The organism is Aeromonas sp. Y289-2 (assembly GCF_027705925.1).
Classification (GTDB): Bacteria; Pseudomonadota; Gammaproteobacteria; order Enterobacterales; family Aeromonadaceae; genus Aeromonas; species Aeromonas veronii.
Window position 1 is genome coordinate 1 of sequence record NZ_JAPDCH010000005.1, and the last position, 16,248, is coordinate 16,248.

The window sequence follows — 16,248 nt, forward strand, 5'->3', positions numbered from 1 at the left end:
GCCGCGCTGGAAATCGGCATGGGTCTGAAAGGTGACGTGGTTGTGATGGTCTCCGGTGCTCTGGTACCGAGCGGCACCACCAACACCGCTTCTGTTCACGTTCTTTAATCAGAGCTGAACGAGTTGAAAACGGCGCCTGCGGGCGCCGTTTTTTTTGTCCCTCCCCCCTGCTTACCTGACAAGCCCGGTGTTAGAATCCACGCGAATTTAATCTATGCGGGAAATCTCCCGAATATCGCGTAATAACCCGGAAGTTATATGCCCTCAATACGTTTTAAAAGAGTCTCGGCCACCCTGTTGCCGCTGCTCTGTCTCCTCGCCAGCCTCTGCGTGCCGCAAGCCATGGCGCAAGATGTCCCCTCTCGCAACGCAGTTCAGCGAGCGCTGGATGGTCTGGGTAAATCAGAGACCCTGACCGTCAGTCAGCAAGCGGATCAGAAGTTGCTGACCGAAACCCTCGCCCTGCTCGACAGCATCGACAAGGAAGAGGCGAAGGCCAAGACCCAGGCCCAGCGGATCCGCAACCTGCCCACCGAACTCAGAGAGATCAGCGCCAAGCTCGATGCCCTGACCAAGGGCAAGAGTGCCGAGCAGATCAAGAGCGAATACGCCAGCATGAGTCTGGCAGAGCTCGACAGCCGTCAGCCGGAAGTGCTGGCCAACATGCAGGCGGCCCAGGAGGCCCTCGGCGCCATCGGCAGCCAGCTCACCAGCTTGCAGACCCTGCCGGAGCGGGCCCAGGCCAGCATGAGCCGCGCCTACCAGCGCAGTCAGGAGATCCGTACCCGCCTCAACGCCGGTGAAAGCGTCTCCAGCGCCGAGAAGATGAAGCTCGGTGCCGAGCTGGCCCTGCTCGACCTGCAACTGGCCCACCTGCAAAAGGAGCTAGATAACCGTACCAGCATGCAGGATCTGGCGATCAAGCAGCGCGACTACCAGAGTGCCCGTCTCGCCAGCGAAGAGCAGAAACTGCAGCTGTTGCAGGATCAGAGCAGCGCCAAGCGCCTCGGCGACACCGAAAAAACCGCCGAGCAGACCGGTGAATTGGTGGCGACCGAAGACAGCCCGCTGGTGCAAAAAGAGCAGGAGCTCAACCACCAGCTCAGCCAGCAGCTGATCGGTGCCACTACCAGCCTCAACTCGCTGGTACAGAAAAACCTGCAAGCCAAGAGCTGGCTGGAGCGCGGCATCCAGACCGAGCGCAACCTCAATGAACAGGTGCAGATGCTCAAGGGTAATCTGCTGCTGTCACGCATCCTCTATCAGCTCTACCAGCAGCTGGAAGCGGCACCCACCATCGCCGTCAAAAACCTGGAAGAGCAGATTGCCGATCTGCATCTGGCCCAGTTTGAACTGAGCCAGCAGCGTGACCAGCTGTTCCAGAAGAACCTCTATCTGGACAATCTGATCGCTAGCAGCAAGGATCCGGTGGGCGAGGAGGACAAGGAGAGCCTTGCCAAGCTGCTCGACACCCGCATCAATCTGCTCGATCAGCTCAACCGCCAACTCGACAGCCAGCTCACCAACGCCATCAGCCTGCAGCTGACCCAGCAGCAGCTGGCGCGGGTCTATGCCTCTATCGAATTTACCCTGCAGCAACACATCTTCTGGGTAAGCAGCAACAAGCCCATCGACAGCAAGTGGTTTATCAGCTGGCCCGCCCAGGCCTACAAACAGGCCTCCGACTGGGTATTGAAACCGGACTGGAAACGCTGGCGCGAAGAGCTCTTAGGGATCTCCCTGCTCGCCTTCCCGCTGCTGCTGATCGGCGGCCTGCTGGTCTGGAAACGCCCTGCGCTGGTTGAGCGCGAGAAGAAGATCACCAAGGACCTTGGCCGTTTCCGTCAGGACAGCCAGTGGCACACCCCGCGCGCCCTGCTCTATACCGTGCTGCAACGCCTGCCGGGCAGCATGTTCATTCTGGCTGGCGGTCTGCTGCTCACCTACTGCGGTCTGCTCAGTCCCAAGCTGATGTTCCAGATCACCCTGAACCTCGCCCTCGGTTATCTGGTGTTCAGCGTCTATCTGGCGGTGATGCGCCCGGGCGGTATCGCCGAAACCCACTTCCGGATCCCGAAAGCGGAGCTGCAGGCCAAGCGCAACAGCATGCGCTACATCTGGTTGCCACTGCTGCCGCTCATCATGCTCGCGACCAAGGCGGTGGTTGAACCCTCCACCCTGGGCAACGATGTGATCGGCCAGGCCATGACCCTGACCCTGCTGGGGCTGGCCGCCTATCTGGTGTTCCCCATCTCCCGCGCCCGCATCAAGGGCGAGGCGAGCATGCAGAAGTCGCTGATCGCCATTGCCCTGGCGCTGGCACCGGTGGCGCTGATCGTGCTGGCCGTGCTCGGTTACTACTACACCGCGCTGAAGCTGACCGGTCGCCTGATCGAATCCTTCTACCTCATCATCATCTGGAGCCTGGTCTACCGCACCGCTCTGCGTGGTCTGGAGCTGGCTGCCCGTCGTCTGGCCTACCGCCGTGCGGTGGCCAAGCGTGAGCACAAATCTTCGGAAGATGCGGAAGGTGGCGAGTCCATCGAAGAGCAGCCCATGGATCTGGAGGATGTCAGCCAGCAGTCCCTGCGTCTGACCCGTACCGTGCTGATGCTGATCTTCGGCGTCGCCTTCTACTGGCTCTGGTCCGATCTGGTCGCGGTCTTCTCCTACCTCGACAGCATGGTGCTGTGGCACCGCAGTGAAGGCACCGGCGCCAACGCCGTGCTCTTCCCCATCAGCCTGAGTGATGTGCTGATCGGCTTCCTGCTGCTCGGCGGTGCCTGGTCACTGGCGCGCAACCTGCCGGGCTTGCTGGAGGTGCTGGTGCTCTCCAAGCTCAACCTGGCTCAGGGGACCGCCTACGCCATCACCACCATGCTCAACTACGTGCTGATCGGCTTTGGCTCCCTCACCGCTCTCTCCATGATGGGTGTTCAGTGGGACAAGCTGCAGTGGGTAGCGGGTGGTCTGTCAGTCGGTATCGGTTTCGGCATGAAGGAGATCCTCTCCAACTTCGTCTCCGGCATCATCATCCTGTTCGAGCGTCCGGTGCGGATCGGTGACACCGTCACCATCGGCTCCTTCTCCGGTACAGTCTCGCGGATCCGCATTCGCGCCACCACCCTGACCGACTTCGACCGCAAAGAGGTGATCATCCCCAACCAGCAGCTGATGACAGAACGGCTCATCAACTGGTCGCTGAGTGACACCGTCACTCGGGTGATCGTGCGGGTGGGCGTGGCGTATGGCTCGGATCTCGAGCTGACCCGCACCCTGCTGAAACAGGCGGCCGACGAAAACAGTCGGGTGCTGAAAGACCCGGCTCCCATCGTCTACTTCCTCACCTTTGGCGCCAGCACCCTGGATCACGAGCTGCGCTTCTTCGTGAGCGAACTGGGGGATCGCAACCCGGCGGTGGACGAGTTGAACCGCAAGATCGACCAGCTGTTCCGCGAGAACGGCATCGAGATCGCCTTCAACCAGATGGATGTCTACATCAAGAACATGCAGGGCGAAGAGCAGAAGGTGGAGTCCAACTCCGCCGCCCTGCCGCCGCCAGCAGAAGATGGCAAGCAGCCAGCCTGATAGCGAACTGCATTAATCTGATAGCAACAGCCGCTCACCCAGGTGAGCGGCTTTTTTATGGCTCTGTCCCAATTACGTGTTGAAAGGCTAATCTTGAAGTAGGCCATCACCTTGAGGTCAACCATCATGGATACCCCAGCCTTTCAACACCTGCTGTCTCTCTTTCCCCAGTTAACCCTGCGCCAGCGCCGTGTTGCTCAGCAGGAGCTCACTGCACCCCACACGATTACCTCGCTCAATACTCAGTTACCGGCATGCAGTGGCTGCCCCCATTGTCAGGCCGATGTTACCCAGCTGGCGCCTTGGGGATGGAGTCGGGGGCTGCGCCGCTACCGTTGCAAACTGTGTCTGCGCACCAGCACCGTTCTGACCAAGACGCCCTTGGCCAGATTGCGTAAAGCACAGTGCTGGGAAGACTACGCGCAAGCCCTCATCGAAGGACTGACTGTCCGCCAGGCTGCGCGGCGCTGTGGGGTCAGCAAAAACACCGCGTTCCTCTGGCGTCACCGCTTCTTGCGCGCGATGGCAACCCATCAGGCCACCCGGGAAGAGGGCATCGTTGAGGTTGATGAGACCTTCTTCCTTGAATCGTTCAAGGGGCAGCGGGGACTGCCGCGTCCACCACGTCATCGCGGTGGTAAAGGTCGAACTCGTGGAACCGGGCCAGATTACATCCCGGTGATGGTGGTACAAGACCGTACAGGCCACCATGCGGATTTCCAGTTGGAGAAAATAGATGCCGAGACGGTCATCGCGGTGTTAAAGCCGTTGGTGTCACCAGATGCGGTGCTGTGTAGCGATGGGGCGGGTGTGTATGCCTGTTTCAGCAAGGAACAGGGTATAACCCATCAGGTGGTGCGCAATCGTCAAGGCGAACGGGTAGTCGGTGCGTATCACATCCAGCATGTGAACGGATATCACCATCGATTGAAAGAGTGGATGGAGCGGTTCCATGGCGTGGCGACGCACTACCTGAAGAACTACCTGGGTTGGCGCCGGATGTTGGAGCGTTACGGAAAAGGCGTAAATATCAAAGCATGTTTGCATGAGGCGCTGGGGCGCCCCATGCAACACGTAATTGGGACATAGCCTTTTTTATGCCAGTTTATGGCGATAGAGACAGTTATCCATTGCCAACATGGCTGGCCGCCGCACAACAGGCAGCCATCACCCTTGATAAAATATAAAGAGAAATAAAAGTTTAAAAACAAACACTTGCTACACACCACTACTTACCGCACAGATGAAACCTGCGCCCTTCTCCCCTCACCGCTTACCCATACCGCGCTCGCCCCGGCTCCCGGACTTTTATAACTTTTTTTAATTTTATTTGAGTGTCCTCTTCATCCTGACCATTGCAAAGTGGCGCCATTCCAGCGCCGGGCACTGTGACCACCGTCCGGCTGACACCGACTTGCTCATTTGATAATTGAAAGGATCCGAGAGATGAAACACTCCTTGATGGTAATGGGGTTGGCCGCCTGTCTGACATTGAGCGGCTGCCAGAATATGGATACCAAGAAAGTCCTGATAGGTGCAGCTGCGCTGGGTGCCATCGGCGCCGCTGGCTATTACGCCGGGAAAAAGTACAGCGATAACAAACACGAGCATGATGGCCAGCATGACGATAGCGATGACCAGCATATGGCCACCAGCAAGATGCCCCGTTACTGCTCGGGGGAAGCAGCCAGCAAATTCCATGTCTCCCCCCGCGATATCACCACCGAGTCGGCAGAAGAGAGTGGCCACAGATACAAGGTCTATGGCCAGTACGAGACCGACGATGATCTGGTCGACTTTACCTGCACCTTCAATCACGACGGTCGCTTCCTCTCGGTCGTTCGCAGCTGATTGGCCAGCGGTTACAGCCAATCACCACAGGCTCCCCATACAGGACACTCACGATGAAACAGCAACGCAGCATGATCGCCAGCCTCATTGCGCTGGCCCTGCTTGGCCTGGCCCCATGCGCCGGTGCCGCCAGCGGCCACTCCGGGGTGGATCTGGCCAGCATGGATAACAGCGTGCGCGCGGCGGACGATCTGTTTCGCCACGTCAACGGCAACTGGCTGGCCCAGACCCAAATTCCAGATGACATGCCGGGGCAGACCATCGGCAATCTTTTGGCGGACAAGTCGCTGGAGGATCGCAAGGTGTTGCTGGAGGAGCTGCTCAAGCGCCCGCAACAAGCCGGAACCCCTCACCAGCAGATCGCCGATCTCTACGCCAGCTATCTGGATCAGGCCGGGCGGGATGCCAAAGGGCTGACCCCCATTCAGCCACTGCGCGATGAGATCATGGCCATCCATGATGGCGCCTCGCTAGCCACCTACTTTGCCCGGGTTAACAAGCTGGGCGGCGGCGCTCCCTTTGGTATCGGGTTCATGGCCGACAAGAAACAGCCTGACAGCTACGGGATCTACCTGCAGCAATCCGGCCTCGGTCTGCCGGATCGGGGCTACTACCTGAAAGCAGATGCCACCAGCAAGACACTGCGGGCCAGCTACGAGCAGTTCATTACCGCCCTGCTCAACCATGCCGGCGTCGAGGGGGCGAGCGAGCAGGCCCATCGCATTCTGGCGCTGGAGACCCAGCTCGCCAGCCTGCAGTGGGGCAGAGTCAAGCTGCGGGATGACAACCTCACCTACAACAAACTGCCCATCGCTCGCCTCAGTCAGTTGCTGCCCACCCTGGATTGGCAACGCTACCTGGCAGAGGCCGGTATCGCCGGGGAAACGGAGATCATCGTCAGTGAGCCGGACTATCTGGAGAAGCTGACCGCCGTGATGCAGGAGACCAGCATCGCGCAGTGGCAATCCTACTGCCTGTTCCATCTGCTACGCACTTATGCGCCCTATCTCGACAGCCAGAGCAATGCTCTGCACTTCGCTTTCTACGGTACAACCCTGAGCGGCATCCCCCGGCAGCGGGAGCCCTGGAAGCAGGCCATGGAGGTGCTGGACGACTATCTGGGTCAGGCGGTGGGCAAACTCTACGTGGAGCGCTACTTCCCGGCCGAAGCCAAGGCACAGATGGCGACCATGGTACGCAATCTGATCGCTGCCTATCGCCAGGAGATCGGTGGGCTCGACTGGATGTCTGCCCCGACCAAACAGCAGGCGCTGGCGAAACTAGAGAAGGTAAGGGTCAAGATCGGCTATCCCGACCAGTGGCAGGATTACAGCGCAATCGAGATCCGTCCCGATGATCTGGTCGGCAATGCCCAGCGCGCGGCCACGGTGCGTTACAACGAGCACCTTGCCCGCCTCCATCAACCGGTGGATCGGGAGGAGTGGTTCGACAATCCGCAGACGGTGAACGCCTACTACAACCCGAACAACAACGAGATCGTCTTCCCGGCCGCCATACTGCAACCACCCTACTTCGATCTGAAGGCGGATGATGCGGTCAACTATGGCGCCATCGGCGCGGTCATCGGTCACGAGCTGAGCCATGGTTTCGATGATCAGGGGGCCAAATTCGATGGCAACGGTGCCTTGCACAACTGGTGGGCTCCGGCCGACCTCAAGGAGTTCACCGCCAGAGCGCAAAAACTGGCAAAACAGTACGACCGTTTCGAGCCCATCATGGGGGAGCATGTCAACGGCCAGCTGACCCTTGGCGAGAACATCGGCGATCTCGGCGGCTTGACCATCGCCCACAAGGCGTACCGGCTCGCCCTGGGCAACCGCCTGCCAGCGGTGCTCGATGGCTTCACTGCCGAGCAGCGTTTCTTTATCGGCTGGGCGCAGGTGTGGAAAGGAAAGTACCGGCCCGAGCTCGCTGCCGTTCTGCTCAAGACAGATCCCCACTCGCCGCTGGAGTACCGGGTCAATGGCGTCGTCGCGAATATGCCGGCCTTCTATCACGCCTTTGCCATCAAGCCGGGAGACAAGCTCTATCTGCCACCTTCCGAGCGTGTGAAGATTTGGTGACCACCAGCAGGGGCCCTGGCCCGAAAAGCTCCAGCAGATGGACCACCTCCACCTGAGCTGAAGATGACCGACACAGGGAGTGTCTGTTTTACCCTGCCTGGTTTTTCCCGACCCACATGTGCCTGACCATGTGGGTTTTTTTGACCCTTTGCCCCGCCGTTTCTCCTCTGCCTGCCCAGCTTTCACCCGATACGGCCACGGCAAACAACCCCGCCATTTTCTCGCCTTTGCCATTGGCTGAAAAACCGGCGGCGTAACCGCCATAAATCGGTTTACCACCACACTGGTCTGACCTATGGTAAAGCATGTAAAAGATGCATCGTGGATGCCGCTTTTCCTATGAATGACCGAGAACTGCAACAGATCCTGTTTCGCTCCTTCGATGTGATCCCGCTGCCTATTCTGGTGTCAGAATCCATTGCCCGTCACGATGGCTGCTCACCCGACATGATCCCGCAGCGGCGCCACCGCTTCCTGAATAAAGCCTTTATTGAGCAGCTGGGCTACAACCTTGACGACCTGCCGGACATGGCCTCCTGGTTTCAGGTCGCATACCCGGATGAAGGGTATCGCCGCACCATCATCGACTCCTGGCACTCCCAGGTGGAACAGAGCTTGTCGCAAGGACTGGAGGTTGCCGAAATGCCTGCGCTGATCCGCTGCAAGAGCGGTCAGTCGCGCTGGTTTATCGTCACTGCCCAGCTGGGAGCCGATGCCATCCCGGATGGCCATATCGTCACCTTTCGCGATATCCACGACCTGCAGTGTATGGTGGAAGAGGTGAGCCGCCTCTCCTGCACCGATCCACTCACCGAACTGACCAACCGGCGCGGCGCCCAGCAACAGCTGCAGGCCCTTTGGTTGCAAGGTGAGCCCCTCTCGGTGGTACTGGGAGATATCGACCATTTCAAACAGGTCAATGACCGCTACGGCCACCCTGCGGGTGATGCCGCGCTCTGCGCCGTCGCCCACGCCATGGCGAGCCAGCTGTTGCCGGGGGAGAGTCTGGCCCGTTGGGGTGGAGAGGAGTTTCTGCTGATCCTGCCTGGTTGTGATATTGACCAGGCGGCACGGCGCGCCGAACAGCTGCGCCAGCATGTCAGTACCACCCGATTGCCATGGCAGGGGAAACAGCTCTCCCTCACCATCAGTCTGGGGTGTGCCAGCATGAAGGGGCAGGAGAGCATCGACTATCTGCTGATGATGGCCGACCGGGCCCTTTATCAGGCCAAGGATCAGGGCCGTAACCGGGTTGTCATCTCGACGGAATAGAGTGATCACCAGAAAGGGAAGCCGAGTCGCGGCCATAAAAAAACCGAAGCACAAGGCTTCGGTTTTTTACTGCGCAACTGGCGTGAGCCAGCCGGGCATTACTTCTTGATACGGATAACCGGGGTCTCGCCCACAGTCACGGCACCAGTCATTTTGATCAGCTCTTTGATCTCGTCCATGTTGGAGATGACAACCGGAGTCAGGGTAGACTTGGCTTTCGCTTCCAGAACGGCCAGATCGAACTCGATGATGGTGTCGCCGCGCTTGACCTGCTGGCCTTCCTGAGCGATACGCTTGAAGCCTTCGCCTTTCAGTTCAACGGTGTCGATACCGAAGTGAACGAACAGCTCGATACCGGAGTCGGATTCCAGAGAGAACGCGTGGTTGGTCTCGAAAATCTTGCCGATGGTACCATCGCACGGAGCAACCATCTTGTTGCCAGCCGGCTTGATGGCGATCCCGTCACCAACGATCTTCTCGGCGAAGACAACGTCAGGCACATCTTCGATCGGCACGATTTCGCCAGACAGCGGAGCAAAAATTTCGATGCCGCCGGTGTCAGAGCTATCGTCGGAAACCAGTTTCTTCAGTTTATCAAACAGACCCATATAAAGCTCCTAGAGATGATTTGTCGCTGTTTGCAGCCGATCTTAGCAGACTGCTTTCTGCTTAATAAAGTTATCTACGCATGCTTCGATTTCAGCGGCGGTGGCAAAGCTCAGTGCTTGATCAGCCATTGCCTTCACATCTTCGAAGTTGGTGTTGCGGATAAGCTTCTTGATACGCGGTACAGAGATGGCGCTCATGGAGAACTCATCCAGACCCATACCCAGCAGCAGCAGGGTAGCGCGCTCGTCACCAGCCAGTTCACCACACATACCGGTCCACTTGCCTTCGGCGTGGGACGCATCGATAACCATCTTGATCAGGGTCAGGACGGAGGGTGACAGCGGGTTGTACATGGCGGAGATCATCTCGTTACCACGATCGACAGCCAGAGTGTACTGGGTCAGGTCGTTGGTACCGATACTGAAGAAATCCACTTCCTTGGCCAGATGATGAGCCATCACGGCAGCGGCCGGGGTCTCGATCATGATACCCACTTCAATGGATTCATCAAAGGCTTTGCCTTCGGCACGCAGTTCGGCTTTCAGCGTCTCTACGGTCGCTTTCAGGCTACGGAACTCTTCGACAGAGATGATCATCGGGAACATGATGCGCAGTTTGCCGAAGGCAGACGCACGCAGAATGGCCCGCAGCTGTGCATGCATGATGTCTTCGCGGTCGAAGAAGATACGCACGGCACGCCAGCCCAGGAAGGGGTTCATCTCTTTCGGGAAATTCATGTAGGGCAGCTCTTTGTCGCCGCCAATGTCCATGGTACGCACGATGATCGGCTGATCCGGCATCGCTTCGGCCACTTCTTTGTAGGCTTTGAACTGCTCTTCTTCGGTCGGCAGCGCGTCACGATCCATGAACAGGAACTCGGTACGGTACAGACCCACGCCTTCGGCGCCATTGCGGATGGCACCCTCGGTATCCTTGACGGTACCGATGTTGGCGCACACTTCGACCTGGTGACCATCCAGTGTGATGGCAGGCAGATCTTTCAGCTTGGCCAGCTCATCTTTCTCGGCCTGGAACTGAGCCTGGAATTTCTTGGCTTCGGTCAGCTGTTCCGCAGTCGGATTGATGATGATCTGGTTGTTGATCGCATCCAGCACCAGCATGTCACCGTTCTTGACGCGCTCGGTGATGTCGTTGGTGCCTACCACGGCCGGCAGCTCCAGGGAGCGGGCCATGATGGAGGTGTGAGAGGTACGGCCACCGATGTCGGTGACGAAACCCAGCACATATTTCAGGTTGATCTGAGCGGTTTCAGACGGGGTCAGGTCTTTGGCGACCAGGATCACCTCTTCGTCGATGGTGCTCAGGTTGACAACGGCGATGCCCAGTACGTTCTTGACCAGACGGGTGCCGATGTCACGGAAGTCGGTAGCGCGTTCGCGCAGATAAGGGTCATCCAGCTCGGCCATCATCTTGGCGTACTGTTCGATCACCTCATAGATGGCTTTGTCAGCGGAAGCCTTGTTCTCTTTGATGAAGGATTTGATATCCCCTTCCAGCTCCTCATCTTCGAGCAGCATGATGTGGCCTTCGAAGATGGCCTCTTTTTCCTCACCGAAGGTGCGACCGGCCATCTCTTTGATGGCTTCCAGCTGGGTAGCTGACTTGGTACGAGCTTCGAGGAAACGGTTGATCTCGGCATCAATCTGGTCAGCAGAGATTTTGCCCTGATTGATAACGATTTCATCTTCTTTAAGAAGAAGCGCCTTACCGAATGCGATACCGGGGGACGCAAGAATGCCAGATATCATAATCCTTCCTATTAAAACGACTGTGGGGGAGGAATCTAAAGCTGGATTACTCCAGCTCGTCCATCAGGGCAACCAGCTTCTCAACAGCTTGCTGAGCATCCGGGCCGTCAGCCTGGATAGTTACGTTGGTACCCTTGGTCAGGCCCAGGGTCTGCAGCTTGAACAGGCTCTTGGCGCTGGCGGACTTGCCACCGGAGACCACAGTGATCTCGCTTTGGAATTCTTTGGCTTCTTTCACGAACTGAGCTGCCGGACGGGTGTGCAGGCCGTTTTCAGCAGTAATAACAACAGACTTCTCGTACATGGTTTCACCCCATATTATTGATATTTTTTGGTGGATTGGTCGTTTTTGAGGCAACCTGACCCACCGTGTCAGTATGGATATGTTGTAAAGTAACGAAAGCAGACCCGCAATGGTTTAATCCAGGTCAAGTTTCTGTGCAGTAATCGGCGCGCTGGTTGGCAATTTTCAGTTATTGGGCTACAAGCCGCATCAGGACTGGCCTGAAATTATTTTATAACGAAAAATAACACTTTGTTACTTTGTGATACCCAGCCAGCAAACACCGCGTGACGCCGCACAGGATATGAGATTTAGAGCGGAATGTCTGCTTTTTTTCTCACTCCGGAACTTGTTATTTTACCCCAAAAAATAAGGATCAAGTGACACTAACAGGGGTTGAGTCTAGCCCATAAAGAAGCGGCGCTCCTGGGAGCGCCGCTGTTTTGAAAGATTCCGATCAGTTACTGCTGCAGCTCCTGCTCGCTGAACACCCCGGCAAACAGGGCGCTAGAGAGGTAACGCTCCGCCGCACTCGGCAGGATGACCACAATGGTTTTGCCCGCAAATTCCGGCAGCTCGGCAAGACGGCTGGCAGCCACCACCGCAGCACCGGAGCTGATACCGGCCAGGATCCCCTCCTCCTCCATCAGGCGGCGAGCCATCTCGATGGCTTCGTCACTGGTCACCTTCTCCACCCGATCGATGAGGGAGAGGTCCAGGTTGCCCGGGATAAAGCCGGCGCCGATCCCCTGGATCTTGTGTGGGCCCGGTTTGATCTCTTCCCCGGCCAGCTTCTGGCTGATGACCGGCGACTCGGCCGGTTCGACCGCAACAGAGACCACCGCCTTGCCTTTCGTCTGCTTCAGATAGCGGGAGACCCCGGTAATGGTGCCGCCGGTACCGACCCCGGCTACGAACACATCCACTTCGCCGTCAGTGGCATCCCAAATCTCGGGGCCGGTGGTCTTTTCGTGGATCTCCGGGTTGGCCGGGTTTTCAAACTGTTGCAGCAACACATACTTGCCCGGCTCGGATTCGAGGATCTCGTTGGCCTTGGCAATGGCCCCCTTCATGCCGAGCGGCCCTTCGGTCAGCACCAGATTGGCACCGAGCGCCTTGAGCAGCTTGCGGCGCTCCAGGCTCATGGTGGCCGGCATGGTCAGGGTGATGGGATAGCCGCGAGCTGCCGCGACAAAGGCCAGAGCAATACCCGTGTTGCCGCTGGTGGGCTCGATAATCTCCTTACCCTTGGTCAGGATACCGCGCTTCTCGGCATCCCAGATCAGGTTGGCACCGATACGGCACTTGACGCTGAAGCTGGGGTTGCGGCTCTCGATCTTGGCCAGCACGCGGCCTTTGGTAACACGGTTGAGACGAACCAGCGGGGTGTGACCGATAGTCTGGCTGTTGTCCTCAAAAATTTTGCTCATGGTGCTATCCCTGTGTTTGTTACGACGATGAAACAAGATTACCCTGTGGTTTATGAATGAGAAGTGACTATTCGTTATAACCATATGGTATTACAACATATAGAGCTTATTCTCTCTGGCCCCTGACTCCGGGAGCCAATCGTCAAAGGAACCGACGTTATGGGATTTTCAGGAAGCAGCCAGTATCTCGCCTCCGATGCATTGAAGATGGCAGTCAATGCCGCCATCACCCTCGAAAAACCGCTGCTGATCAAAGGGGAGCCGGGCACCGGCAAGACGGTACTGGCAGAAGCGGTCGCCGACCATCTCGGCACCGATCTCATTGCCTGGCATATCAAGTCCACCACCAAGGCCCAGCAGGGACTCTACGAATATGATGCGGTGGCCCGGCTGCGGGACTCCCAGCTCGGCGACCCCAGAGTGGCCGATATCAGCCACTACATTCGTAAAGGCAAGTTGTGGCAGGCCTTCAGCGCCGAGCAGCGACCTGTGCTGCTGATCGACGAGATCGACAAAGCCGACATCGAATTCCCCAACGATCTGCTGCTGGAGCTGGATCGGATGGAGTTCGACGTCTACGAAACCGGCGAGCGAGTCAAGGCGCGCCAGCGGCCGGTGGTCATCATCACCTCCAACAACGAAAAAGAGCTGCCGGACGCCTTCCTGCGCCGCTGTTTCTTCCACTACATCCGCTTCCCCGACAAGGCCGAGATGCAGGCCATCGTCAAACTCCACTACCCCGACCTCAAGGAGAGCCTGCTTGGCGAGGCAATGGAGCTCTTCTTCGAGCTGCGCGAGGTAGAGGGACTGCGCAAGAAACCCTCCACCTCGGAGCTGCTGGACTGGATCCGCCTGCTCTTGGCCGACGATATCGCCCCCGAGGCGATGCGTGCCCGCGAGCCCGGCAAGCTGGTGCCCGCGCTATATGGCGCCCTGCTCAAGACCGAGCAAGACCTGCATCTATTCGAGAAGCTCGCCTTTCTGGCACGGCGCGGCAGCTGACCCATGCTGATCGACTTTTTTACCCACCTGCGCCGCCACAAACTCCCGTGCAGCCTGCGCGAGTTGCTGGACTTGCACGCCGCACTGGCGGCCCGACTGGTCGCTGTCGATATGGACGAGTTCTACCAGCTCTCCCGCTGCCTGTTGGTAAAAGACGAGGCCCACTACGATCGCTTCGATCGCGCCTTCGCCGAATACTATGAGGGGCTGGACGCCATCCCCCTGCTGCCGGAAAACCTGCCCGAGGAGTGGCTGCGCAAGGAGTTCGAGCGACTGTTGAGCCCAGAGGAGAAGGCGCTGCTCAAATCCCTCGGCGGACTCGACAAGCTGCTGGAGACCCTTAACCAGCGATTAAGCGAGCAGAAAGAGCGCCACGCCGGCGGCAACAAATGGGTGGGGACCGGTGGCAGCAGCCCGTTTGGCCACGGCGGTTTTCACCCCGAGGGGGTGCGCATGGGTGGAGAGGGGCAGCACGGTAAGGCGGTCAAGGTGTGGGAGGCCCGACACTATCGCAACTTCAGCGATGACTCGCCGCTCGGCCAGCGCGCCATCCAGCTGGCACTGCGCAAACTCAGGCGCTGGGTGCGCAAGGGCAACCCGGACGAGCTGGATCTCGACGACACCATAAAAAGCTCTGCCCGCCAAGGGTGGCTCGATGTGAAGCTGCGACCCGAGCGCCACAACGGGGTGAAGCTATTGGTCTTTTTCGATGTGGGAGGCTCCATGGATGCCCACGTGGCCGAGGTGCAGCGCCTCTTCTCGGCGCTGCGCCACGAGTTCAAGCATCTGGAGTACTTCTATTTTCACAACTGCCTCTACGACTTCGTATGGAAGGATAACGCCCGCCGCTTTGAGGAGCGGTTCGATACCCTGCGGCTGCTGCGCACCTATGGCAGCGACTACCGGGTGATCCTGGTGGGGGATGCCACCATGGGCCCCTACGAGATCACTTGGCCGGGCGGCAGTGTCGAGCAGTGGAACGAGGAGTCGGGTCAGGTGTGGCTTACCCGATTGCAGCAGCACTTTCCCAAACTGGTGTGGATCAACCCCACCCCGCGGCGGGAGTGGCTCTGGCATCCCTCCATCAAGCTGATGAATGACGTGGTTGGCGGACGGATGCATCCGCTGACCCTGGCGGGTCTCGCTGCGGCGATCGACCAGCTGTAACCCTCTCTACCCTATAAACCGACAAGCCGGGAACGCACCCGGCGAGGAGCAAAGATGACCTCTATCGTGATCAGTGGCTCAGGCCTCTATACCCCACCCTTTGCCGTCAGCAATGAAGAGCTGGTGGCCGCCTTCAACCAGTATGTGGATCTCTACAACGAGGAGAACGCCTCCGCCATCGACGCCGGCCAGCTTCCCGCCAAGCAGCACTCCAGCTGCGAGTTCATCGAGAAGGCCTCCGGCATCAAGAGTCGTTATCTGGTGAGCCGAGAGGGAGTGCTCAACCCCGACATCATGCAGCCGCTGCTGGCGGAGCGGCCCGATGAGATGCCCTCCATCATGGTGGAGATGGCGGTGGCCGCCGCCGAGCAGGCACTGATCGCCGCCGGCCGCGAGCCCGGCGAGATCGATTTGGTGATCGTGGCCGCCTCCAACATGCCGCGCCCCTACCCAGCGCTGGCCATCGAGCTGCAGCACTATCTGGGGGCGAGCGGCATGGCCTTTGATATGAACGTGGCCTGCTCGTCCGCCACCTTCGGCATCAAGACAGCCGCCGACATGCTGGCGGCTGGCACCGCCAACGTGGCGTTGGTGGTCAATCCGGAGATCTGCTCGGGGCACCTCAATTTCCGCGATAGAGACAGTCACTTTATCTTCGGCGATGCCTGCACCGCGGTGCTGCTAGAGCGGGAGGCCGATTGCAAGGTGGCCAATCCGTGGCAACTGGTGGCCAGCAAGCTGGTGACCCAGTACTCCAACAACATCCGCAACAACTTCGGCTTTCTGAACCGGCTGAGCCCGCGCACCCGCTACGGCGACGACAAGCTGTTTCGCCAGCAGGGGCGCAAGGTGTTCAAGGAGGTGTTGCCGCTGGTGTGCGACCAGATAGCCAACCAGCTCGATGAGCAGGGCTGGCCTGCCGAGAGCCTGAACCGGCTCTGGCTCCATCAGGCCAACCTCACCATGAACCAGTTCATCGGTCGCAAGCTGCTGGGCCACGATGCCAGCCAGCAGGAGGCGCCGGTCATTCTTGATAGCTATGGTAATACCAGCTCGGCGGGTTCCATCATCGCGTTTCATCTGTACAATCGCGACCTTCCTGCGGGGGCTCGCGGCGTACTGTGCTCCTTTGGCGCTGGCTACTCCATCGGTAGCTTGCTGCTGCGGCGCCTGTAATGGCGGGCCTCCCGCCG

At 58.7% G+C, this 16,248-nt stretch carries 12 protein-coding genes; 8 read left to right on the forward strand and 4 right to left on the reverse strand.

Features of this window, described 5'->3' with window-relative positions:
• The first annotated feature begins 258 nt into the window (after nt 1–258).
• The 5 genes from mscK (at nt 259) to OKC43_RS09420 (ending at nt 8,795) form a co-directional block, all read left to right on the forward strand.
• On the forward strand, nt 259–3,588 hold the full coding sequence (gene mscK / locus OKC43_RS09400) for a mechanosensitive channel MscK (protein WP_201990817.1): 3,330 nt from the start codon (nt 259–261) through the stop codon (nt 3,586–3,588).
• Between the two features lie 126 nt (nt 3,589–3,714).
• On the forward strand, nt 3,715–4,677 hold the full coding sequence (locus OKC43_RS09405) for an IS1595 family transposase (protein ID WP_100654160.1): 963 nt from the start codon (nt 3,715–3,717) through the stop codon (nt 4,675–4,677).
• Nucleotides 4,678–5,034: 357 nt separating this feature from the next.
• On the forward strand, nt 5,035–5,439 hold the full coding sequence (locus tag OKC43_RS09410) for a hypothetical protein (RefSeq protein WP_270658996.1): 405 nt from the start codon (nt 5,035–5,037) through the stop codon (nt 5,437–5,439).
• Nucleotides 5,440–5,492: 53 nt separating this feature from the next.
• The gene (locus OKC43_RS09415) at nt 5,493–7,523 is read left to right on the forward strand and encodes a M13 family metallopeptidase (RefSeq protein WP_270658998.1); all 2,031 of its coding nucleotides are present in this window, start codon (nt 5,493–5,495) and stop codon (nt 7,521–7,523) included.
• 339 nt (nt 7,524–7,862) lie between these two features.
• Nucleotides 7,863–8,795, forward strand: a complete 933-nt coding sequence (locus OKC43_RS09420; RefSeq protein WP_270658999.1) for a GGDEF domain-containing protein — start codon at nt 7,863–7,865, stop codon at nt 8,793–8,795.
• Nucleotides 8,796–8,893: 98 nt separating this feature from the next.
• Here OKC43_RS09420 and crr read toward each other — a convergent pair whose 3' ends face one another.
• From crr to cysK, 4 genes are all read right to left on the reverse strand, one after another.
• The gene (gene crr, locus OKC43_RS09425) at nt 8,894–9,403 is read right to left on the reverse strand and encodes a PTS glucose transporter subunit IIA (protein ID WP_005338264.1); all 510 of its coding nucleotides are present in this window, start codon (nt 9,401–9,403) and stop codon (nt 8,894–8,896) included.
• Between the two features lie 42 nt (nt 9,404–9,445).
• Nucleotides 9,446–11,173 carry a phosphoenolpyruvate-protein phosphotransferase PtsI gene (ptsI, locus tag OKC43_RS09430; RefSeq protein WP_019446785.1) on the reverse strand — a complete coding sequence of 576 codons (1,728 nt, stop codon included), beginning with the start codon at nt 11,171–11,173 and terminating at the stop codon, nt 9,446–9,448.
• A gap of 46 nt (nt 11,174–11,219) precedes the next feature.
• A complete protein-coding gene (locus OKC43_RS09435) occupies nt 11,220–11,477 on the reverse strand; it encodes an HPr family phosphocarrier protein (protein WP_005338266.1) in 258 nt (85 codons plus the stop codon).
• 440 nt (nt 11,478–11,917) lie between these two features.
• Nucleotides 11,918–12,886, reverse strand: coding sequence for a cysteine synthase A (gene cysK, locus OKC43_RS09440; RefSeq protein WP_005338267.1), 969 nt, complete (start codon nt 12,884–12,886; stop codon nt 11,918–11,920).
• Between the two features lie 159 nt (nt 12,887–13,045).
• On the opposite strand from cysK, the gene OKC43_RS09445 reads away from it, so the two are divergent.
• Genes OKC43_RS09445 through OKC43_RS09455 form a run of 3 tightly spaced genes read left to right on the forward strand, consistent with a single transcriptional unit; the run spans nt 13,046 to nt 16,231 of the window.
• A complete protein-coding gene (locus tag OKC43_RS09445; protein WP_005350058.1) occupies nt 13,046–13,888 on the forward strand; it encodes an AAA family ATPase in 843 nt (280 codons plus the stop codon).
• A 3-nt stretch (nt 13,889–13,891) separates the two neighbouring features.
• The gene (locus OKC43_RS09450; RefSeq protein ID WP_270659006.1) at nt 13,892–15,055 is read left to right on the forward strand and encodes a vWA domain-containing protein; all 1,164 of its coding nucleotides are present in this window, start codon (nt 13,892–13,894) and stop codon (nt 15,053–15,055) included.
• A gap of 54 nt (nt 15,056–15,109) precedes the next feature.
• Nucleotides 15,110–16,231 carry a beta-ketoacyl-ACP synthase III gene (locus tag OKC43_RS09455; protein ID WP_139459968.1) on the forward strand — a complete coding sequence of 374 codons (1,122 nt, stop codon included), beginning with the start codon at nt 15,110–15,112 and terminating at the stop codon, nt 16,229–16,231.
• Nucleotides 16,232–16,248 lie beyond the last annotated feature (17 nt).

Bases quoted from the DNA above. Each gene is read 5' to 3' on its own strand.
- OKC43_RS09450 (WP_270659006.1), top strand. From the start codon at position 13,892: ATGCTGATCGACTTTTTTACCCACCTGCGCCGCCACAAACTCCCGTGC.
- OKC43_RS09410 (WP_270658996.1), top strand. From the start codon at position 5,035: ATGAAACACTCCTTGATGGTAATGGGGTTGGCCGCCTGTCTGACATTG.
- mscK (WP_201990817.1), top strand. From the start codon at position 259: ATGCCCTCAATACGTTTTAAAAGAGTCTCGGCCACCCTGTTGCCGCTG.
- OKC43_RS09455 (WP_139459968.1), top strand. From the start codon at position 15,110: ATGACCTCTATCGTGATCAGTGGCTCAGGCCTCTATACCCCACCCTTT.
- crr (WP_005338264.1), bottom strand. From the start codon at position 9,403: ATGGGTCTGTTTGATAAACTGAAGAAACTGGTTTCCGACGATAGCTCT.
- OKC43_RS09405 (WP_100654160.1), top strand. From the start codon at position 3,715: ATGGATACCCCAGCCTTTCAACACCTGCTGTCTCTCTTTCCCCAGTTA.
- OKC43_RS09445 (WP_005350058.1), top strand. From the start codon at position 13,046: ATGGGATTTTCAGGAAGCAGCCAGTATCTCGCCTCCGATGCATTGAAG.
- OKC43_RS09415 (WP_270658998.1), top strand. From the start codon at position 5,493: ATGAAACAGCAACGCAGCATGATCGCCAGCCTCATTGCGCTGGCCCTG.
- ptsI (WP_019446785.1), bottom strand. From the start codon at position 11,173: ATGATATCTGGCATTCTTGCGTCCCCCGGTATCGCATTCGGTAAGGCG.
- OKC43_RS09435 (WP_005338266.1), bottom strand. From the start codon at position 11,477: ATGTACGAGAAGTCTGTTGTTATTACTGCTGAAAACGGCCTGCACACC.
- cysK (WP_005338267.1), bottom strand. From the start codon at position 12,886: ATGAGCAAAATTTTTGAGGACAACAGCCAGACTATCGGTCACACCCCG.
- OKC43_RS09420 (WP_270658999.1), top strand. From the start codon at position 7,863: ATGAATGACCGAGAACTGCAACAGATCCTGTTTCGCTCCTTCGATGTG.